The organism is Methylobacterium sp. WL19 (assembly GCF_008040005.1).
Classification (GTDB): Bacteria; Pseudomonadota; Alphaproteobacteria; order Rhizobiales; family Beijerinckiaceae; genus Methylobacterium; species Methylobacterium bullatum.
In genome coordinates this window covers 1-7948 of sequence record NZ_VRVC01000172.1, presented here as the reverse complement: position 1 = coordinate 7948, position 7948 = coordinate 1, and the positions used below count along the sequence as shown (strand labels likewise).

Annotated in this window: 2 protein-coding genes; both read left to right on the top strand. The window is 71.8% G+C overall.

From position 1 onward, the window contains the following. On the top strand, positions 1 to 2857 hold a 2857-nt coding region (locus FV220_RS22830), incomplete at its 5' end, for a non-ribosomal peptide synthetase (RefSeq protein ID WP_147833340.1). Next, a partial coding sequence (locus tag FV220_RS22825; protein WP_147833339.1) for a non-ribosomal peptide synthetase occupies positions 2858 to 7948 on the top strand: 5091 nt, incomplete at its 3' end.

Below are 7948 nucleotides of genomic sequence, written 5' to 3'. Positions count from 1 at the left end.
GGCCGAGCGCGCCTGCGGCTTCGATCTCGCGCAGGCACCGCTCATGCGGCTCCTTTTGGTCGATCTCGGCCAAGACCGGCACCGGCTGATCTGGACCTGCCACCATCTTCTCCTCGACGGATGGAGCAATGCGCGCCTGATCTCCGAGGTGCTGCGCCACTATGCCGGAGAGGTGGTCGAGGCACCGACGCGCCTGTTCCGCGAGCATCTGACCCGGCTTTCGCACATCCACCGCAGCGCCGACGAGGCGTTCTGGCGCGAGACCCTGGCCGGGCTGGACGAGCCGAGCCTCCTCGCCCCGGCTCTGTCTGGCGAGACGGGGGCGAGCGGACACATCGCCATCGACACCGCCCTCGGCGAGGCGCGGACCGACCGCCTCCAGGCTTTCGCCCGGCGCGAGACGGTGACGTTGAACACGGTGTTCGAGGCGGCCTGGGCGCTCACCCTGAGCCGCTTCACCGGGCGCTCCACCGTGGCCTTCGGCACCACCGTGTCGGGCCGCCCGCCGGATGACGGCGGAATGCACGGGGTGCTCGGCCTGTTCATCAACACGGTGCCGCGTTGCGTCGGCCTGCCCGGACATCTGAACGTGGGGGACTGGCTGCGTCGGCTGCAAGGCGAGGCGGCGGCCCTGCGCGAGCACGATCTCGCTTCGCTGGCCGACATCCAGGCCTGGGTCGGGCGCGGCGGGCAGCCGCTGTTCGACAGCCTCGTCGTCGTCGAGAACTACCCCCTCGACGCCGTGGTCCGCGACCGCAGCCTCGGCGGCCTGGAATTCGGCCCGGTCGCGACCCTCGAAGCGACCGACGTTCCCCTCACCCTGTCGCTTCTCCTCGACGGCGCGCCGCGACTGAACTGGAGCATCGACCAGGCCCGGATCTCCTCCGCCGAGGTCCGGCGCCTGAACGCGCAGGTGCTTCACATCCTCGATGCCCTGATGGATGCGGCCGACGCGCCCCTCGATTCCCTCTCCCTCGTCCTGCCCGACGAGATCGAAGCGGCGCGGCATCGGGCCGCCGTCCTCCGGCCATCGCCGGCCGAGCCCGCGATCCATCTCCGAATCGCTTGGCAGGCGGGTCGGCGACCGCAGGCCGTGGCCGTCACGTGCGAGGGTGAGCAGGCGACCTATGCCGACCTAGAGACCCGAGCGGCGCGTCTTGCCCGGCATCTCGTCCGTGAAGGCGTGCGGCCGGGCGATCTCGTCGGTCTCTGCGCCGAGCGCTCGATCTCCCTCGTCGTCGGCATCTTGGCGATCCTGAAGAGCGGAGCCGGCTATGTTCCCCTCGATCCGGCCTATCCGGCCGACCGACTCGCCTTCATGCTCGCCGATTGCGGGGCCCGGCACGTGCTCGCCACGGCCGGCCTCGTCGACAGCTTGCCCGAAGGCGGCCCCAGGCCGATCCTGATGGACGGGCCGGCGGCGTCCGAGGACGGAGACACGCCGCTGCCTCCGGCACCCCACCCGGAGCAGCCGGCCTACGTGATCTACACGTCGGGCTCCACCGGCCGGCCGAAGGGCGTCGTCGTCACCCATTCCAACGCGGCGCGACTGCTGACCACCACGCAGGACGATTTCGCCTTCGCCGAGGACGACGTCTGGACGCTGTTCCATTCCTACGGGTTCGATTTCTCGGTCTGGGAGATTTTTGGCGCGCTCTGTCACGGCGGGCGGCTCGTGGTGGTGCCGCGCGAGGTGGCGCGGGCGGCGGACGCGTTCCTCGACCTTCTCGTCCGCGAGGGCGTGACGGTGCTGAACCAGACCCCGTCCGCCTTCCGGCCGCTGATGCAGGCCGCCCTCGCGCGGCCGCGGGGGCTGGCGCTACGCCACGTCGTCTTCGGCGGGGAAGCCCTCGATGTTTCTGCCCTGCGCCCGTGGTTCGAGCGTTTCGGCGATGCCTCGCCCCGTCTCGTGAACATGTACGGCATCACCGAGACCACGGTTCACGTGACCTATCGACCGCTCGTAGCCGACGACGCGGATCGGCCCGACAGCCCCATCGGCGAGGCCCTGCCGGATCTCACCCTGCACCTCCTCGACGCCGCCCTCGACCCCGTGCCGGATGGGGTGGCGGGCGAGCTGCATGTGGGCGGCGCCGGTCTGGCCCAGGGCTATCTCGGGCGGTCCGCGCTGACGGCCGAGCGCTTCGTGCCGGATCCGTTCGGGCCACCGGGGGCGCGCCTCTATCGCAGCGGCGACCTCGCCCTGCGGCGGCCCGACGGCACGCTGGCCTATCTCGGACGGGCCGACGGGCAGGTGAAGCTGCGCGGGTTCCGGATCGAGACGGGGGAGATCGCAGCGGCCCTGCGGGCGGAACCCGGCGTCATCGATGCCGCCGTCATCCTGCGCGACGCCGCCGGGGACAGGCACCTCGTCGCCTATGTGGTCGGCGACGGGATCGACGCGGATGCCCTCCGTGACGGGATCGTTCGCCGGCTACCGTCACATATGATGCCGGCTCACATCCTGGTCGTGGCGTCCCTGCCGCTGACCCCGAACGGCAAGCTCGATCTGCGCGCCTTGCCGGTGCCGCTCGCGACCACGCGAGGGTCGGACGCGCCCGAAGGGGCCATGGAGATCGCCCTGGCGGAGATCTGGCGCGAGGTGCTGGACGTCGAGAATGTGGGCCGAGACGACGACTTCTTCGCCCTCGGCGGCCATTCCCTCACCGCCGCGCAACTCGCCATGCGGGTGAAGCAGCGTCTCGGTCTCACCGTGCCGATCCGTGCCCTGTTCGAGGCCCCGACCCTGCGCGGCTACGCCCTGGCCGCGACGTCGAGCGAGGTCGCGGGCGACGGACGGGACGAGGCCGCCGACCTGTCCGACATGGACGCTCTCCTCGCCGATCTGGAGGCCTGAATGTCTGGCCAAGCCGCCGATCTCAGCCGCCGCTTCGCCCGGCTTGCCCCCGACAAGCGCAGGGTCTTCCTCGACGCCCTGGCCGCACGCGGCATCGACTTCTTGCGCCTGCCGATCGTGGCGGGGGACGAGGATGCGGGCGGCGAGAGGGTCGCTCCCCTGTCCTACGCGCAGGAGCGGCTGTGGCTGATCGGGCGGATGGGAGGCGACGCGGCCCTGCTCCATATCGCCGGGGGGCTCGCTCTTTCCGGGGCGCTCGACCGGGATGCGCTGGCGCGGGCGCTCGACGCTCTCGTGGCGCGGCACCCAGCCCTGAGGACGGGGTTCCGGGCCGGGGAGACCGACGAGGTCGAGGCGGTCACCGCTTCATTCGTCGCGGCGAGCCTGCGGGAGGTCTCGCTGGAGGCCGAGGACCGGGCCTTAGCCGAGGAACGCCTCGCGTCCCTGTCGCGGGAGGAGGCACGACGGCCCTTCGATCTGGCGGCACCGCCCCTGTTCAGGGCCGTGCTGGTGCGGATGGAGGCCGAGCGCCACGTCCTCCTCCTCACGATGCACCATCTCGTCTCCGACGGCCGCTCGGTGGAGATCCTGCTCGCCGACCTGATGCGCCTCTATGCGGCGGGGGAGAGCTCGGGCCTGCCGCCGCTGCCGATCGCCTATGCCGATTACGCGCGTTGGCAGCGCGACTGGCTCGAGGCGGGCGAACTCGAGCGCCAGCTCGGCTGGTGGCGGGACCGCCTCGGGGCGACGGAGTCCGTGATCCCCCTGCCGGCCGACCGCCCGCGCCCGGCGGTCCAGAGCTTTCGCGGAGCGGCGGTGGATTTCGCGGTCGATGCCGATATCGCCGCCCGCCTCGAATCCCTTGCGCGGCAGGCCGGCGCCACGACGGCGATGGTCCTGCTGGCCATCCTGTCCCTGGTGCTCCGGCGCTATACCGGCGAAGCGGACCTGCGCATCGGCGTGCCGGTGGCCAACCGAAACCGGCCGGAGACGGAGGCGCTGGTCGGCCTGTTCGTCAACACCCTGGCGATCCGGGTCGTCGTCGATCCGGCGGCCAGCGTCCTCGACCACGTGCGGGCCGTGCGCGACGCCATGGTGGATGCGCAAGGACACCAAGATCTGCCCTTCGAGCGTCTGGTGGAGGCGCTCCAGACCCGCCGGACCGTGAGCCATACCCCCGTCGTCCAGGTCATGCACAGCCACCGGGTCGAGGGGCCGTCCCGGTTCAATGTGGGCGATCTCGTCGTGTCGCCCTTCGGGCGGGGAACCGGCAATGTCCAGTTCGATCTCGTTCTGGAAACGGTGGCAGAGGCCGGCGGGGCCTTGCGCGGGGCGTTCGGCTATGCCCGCGACCTGTTCCAGCGGGACACCATGGAGCGGATGCGCGACGGCTTCCTAACCCTGCTGCGCGGCGCGGTGGAGGAGACCGGCCGCCGCGTCGATACCCTACCGCTGGTCCCGGCCGCTTCCCTCGCTTCGCTGTCCTCGCCCTATGCGGATGGGATGCCGCTGTCGGAGGCGCTGGTGCCGGCGCTGATCGGCGCGGCAGCGCAGGCCGATCCCGACGCCCCGGCGGTGATCTGCGGTCCGCGCACCACCACGTTCGGCGAGCTCGACCGGGCCGCCAACCGCCTCGCCCACCGCCTGATCCGGGACGGCATCGGCCCCGAGGCGGTGGTCGCCGTGGCCCTGCCGCGCGGGCCGGACCAGATCGCCGCGTTCCTCGCCATCCTGCGGGCCGGGGGCGCGTTCCTGCCCCTCGATCCGGCCCAGCCGAGGGCGCGTCTGGCCGCCCTCCTGCGCGATGCCGGGGCCCGCCTGCTGCTGGTGCAGGGCAGCGCCCTCGACGGGCTGGCGCAAGAGGCCGGGATGGGAGAGGCCAGTAGCCTGGACCCCTCCGCCCTCGACCTTGCCTCCGAACCTGAGACCGCGCCGTCCCCCGCGGCCCATCCGGGGCAGCTCGCCTACGTGATCTACACGTCCGGCTCCACCGGGACCCCCAAGGGCGTTGCCGTGGCGCACGGGCCCCTGGCCCGGCATGTCCGCGCCACGGGGGCCGTCTACGGCACGAACCGGCAGACCCGCGAACTCCACGTCCTGTCGATGAGCTTCGACGGGGCGCAGGAGCGCTGGATGGTGCCGCTGGCCTTCGGTGGCTGCGTCGTGCTCAAGCCCGATGGGCTGTGGACACCGCGCGAGGCGCTGGACGCCATGGAGCGTCATCGCGTGACCCATGCGGGCTTCCCCACCGCCTACATGCATCAGCTGGCGCTGGAGGCCGCCAGCGGTCCTCGCCCGAGCCGGCGCTCCTATGCGTTCGGCGGCGAGGCCCTGTCGCGGGAGAGCTTCGCGCTGATCGGCCGGGCGCTCGACCCGACGCTGCTGATCAACGGCTACGGCCCCACCGAGACGGTGATCTCGCCGCTGGTGTGGCGAGCACGGGCCGGCGACGCGGTGGAGGGGGCCTACGCCCCGATCGGCCGGGCGGTGGGAGACCGGCGGGCCTACATTCTCGACGCGGCGTTGCAGCCGGTGCCGGTGGGCGTCACCGGGGAGCTGCATCTTGGCGGTGACGGTCTGGCGCGGGGCTATCTCGGCCGGGCCGGGCAGACGGCGGACCGGTTCATCCCCGATCCGTTCCCGGACCTGTCGGGTCGGGAAGGGGGCCGGCTGTACCGCACCGGGGATCTGGCGCGCTGGCGGGCGGACGGGACGGTGGAGTATCTCGGCCGGGCCGACGCGCAGGTGAAGCTGCGCGGGTTCCGGATCGAGCTCGGCGAGGTCGAGGCGGCGCTGCTGGCGCAGGAGATTGTGGCGGGCGCGGCGGCGGCTTTGCGGCAGGGTCCGGCGGGTCCGATGCTGGTGGCCTATACGGTGGCGGCGGCCGGGGCGGTCCTCGACGCGAGCGTACTCCGGGCCGACCTCGCCCGGCGGTTGCCGGACTACATGGTGCCGAGCCGGATCGTGGCGCTGGATCGCTTGCCGCTGACGCCCAACGGCAAGCTCGACCGCGCGGCCCTGCCCGAGCCCGCGCCGCTGGCGGAGGCGACGGGCGGTCCCTCGCGCCCGCTCACCCCCACCGAGACCGTGGTGGCCGAGATCTGGGCCAAGGCCCTCGGCCTCCCCGCCATCCCACCCGACCGAAACTTCTTCGAGGCCGGCGGCGATTCCATCCTCAGCCTGCAGATCGTCGCCCGCCTGCGCGAAGCGGGCTTTGCCGCGACGCCGCGCCAGATCTTCGAGCATCAGACCGTCACCGCCCTGGCCCGCGTCATCGCCCGGCCCGATGGGGCGGAGACGACGGTGTCCGTGCCGGAAGGCCCTGCGCCGCTCACGCCCATCCAGCATTGGTTCTTCGAACAGCCGATGGCCCGCCGGGACCATTGGAACCAGTCCCTCGAACTCGATGCCCGCGTGAGGCTCGACGCCGATCGCCTCGGCGACGCGCTGGCGGCCCTGGTGGCCCATCACGAAGCGTTGCGCTACGCCTTCGGCCGCGATGCGACCGGAGCCTGGATCCAGGAGCCGATATCGCCCGCGATGCTCGCCGAGCCCCTGTCCATCGTCGAAGTGGAGAGCGACGACGAGGCACGGGTCTGCTTCCTCGCCGCCGAGCGCAGCCTCAACGTCGCCGACGGCCGCGTCTTCGCCGCCATCCTGGCGAACTTCCCCGACGGGCGTCAGCGCCTGCTTCTCACGGCCCATCACCTCGTCGTGGATGCCGTGTCGTGGCGCATCCTCGTCTCCGACCTCGACCTGCTCTACCGGGGAGACGCATCGGCGCCTGCCGTCGCGACGCCCTTCCGGGCCTGGGCCCATCGTCTGCGAGATCACGCGGCGGAGATCGCCGGTCGCAGCGAGGCTTGGGCGTCCGCGGCTTCGGCTGCGCTCCTTCCGGTCGACCGACCCGAAGGCGCGCGTGACCAGCATCACGCCGCGACGAGGACCCTCGTCCTCGACCCCTCCCTCATGGCTGGGCTCGATCGCCTGCGCACGGCCTACGGGATGCGGCTCGACGAGGTGCTCCTCGCCGGCCTGTCCCGCGCCGTCGCCGCCTGGTCGGGGTACTCGACGCTGGGCGTCACCCTGGAGCGCCACGGCCGGGACGGGGACGCCACGAACCTTCCCCTCGACCGGACGGTCGGCTGGTTCACCACCCTGGTTCCGATCACCCTGTCGGTATCGGGCGATGTCGGGCGCGATGTAAAGTCGACTAAGGAAGCGGTGCGAACCCTCCCCGGGGACGGCTCGGGCTACTCGGTCCTGCGCTACCTCGGCCCGGAATCAGAGCGTGCGAAACTCTCGGCCCAGCCCTGGCCGGAGGTGACGTTCAATCACCTCGGCACCGTCGCCGCCACCGATGCCGGTTCCCTGTTCTCCATCGATGCCGAATCGATGCGCCTGTCGGCGGATCCCGCCGCACCTCTCGGCGCCGAGCTGATCGTCGACAGCTTCCTGCGGGACGGCGCGGTCACCCTGCGCCTCGGCTACAGCGCCGCCCGTTTCGACGGGGCCACTATCGAGTGCCTCGCCGAAAGGCTCGGTGCCGCGTTCTCCGCCCTCGCCGAGCACGGACTCGACCCCGAGGCCGGCGGCGCGACACCGTCCGATTTCCCGCTGGCCGCCCTGACGCAGGACCGGATCGACGGCCTCGATCTGCGGGACGTGACGGACATCTATCCGTTGACCCCGACGCAGGGCGGAATCCTGTTCCACGCGCTGGCCGCGCCGAAAGCGGGTCTCTACGTGAACCAGCTCGGCGTCACGATCCGTAACCTCGACCCCGACCGGTTCGCGGCGGCCTGGCGCGCGGGCGTCGCACGCCATCCGATCCTGCGAACGAGCTTCCTCTGGACCGGCGACCTCGCCGCTCCGCTCCAACTCGTGCATGCCTCCGCCGAACTGCCGATCACCCGGCTCGACCTGAGTGACCACGGCGACGCCGATCTCGATGCACTGGCGCGGGCCGAGCGCGCCTGCGGCTTCGATCTCGCGCAGGCACCGCTCATGCGGCTCCTTTTGGTCGATCTCGGCCAAGACCGGCACCGGCTGATCTGGACCTGCCACCATCTTCTCCTCGACGGATGGAGC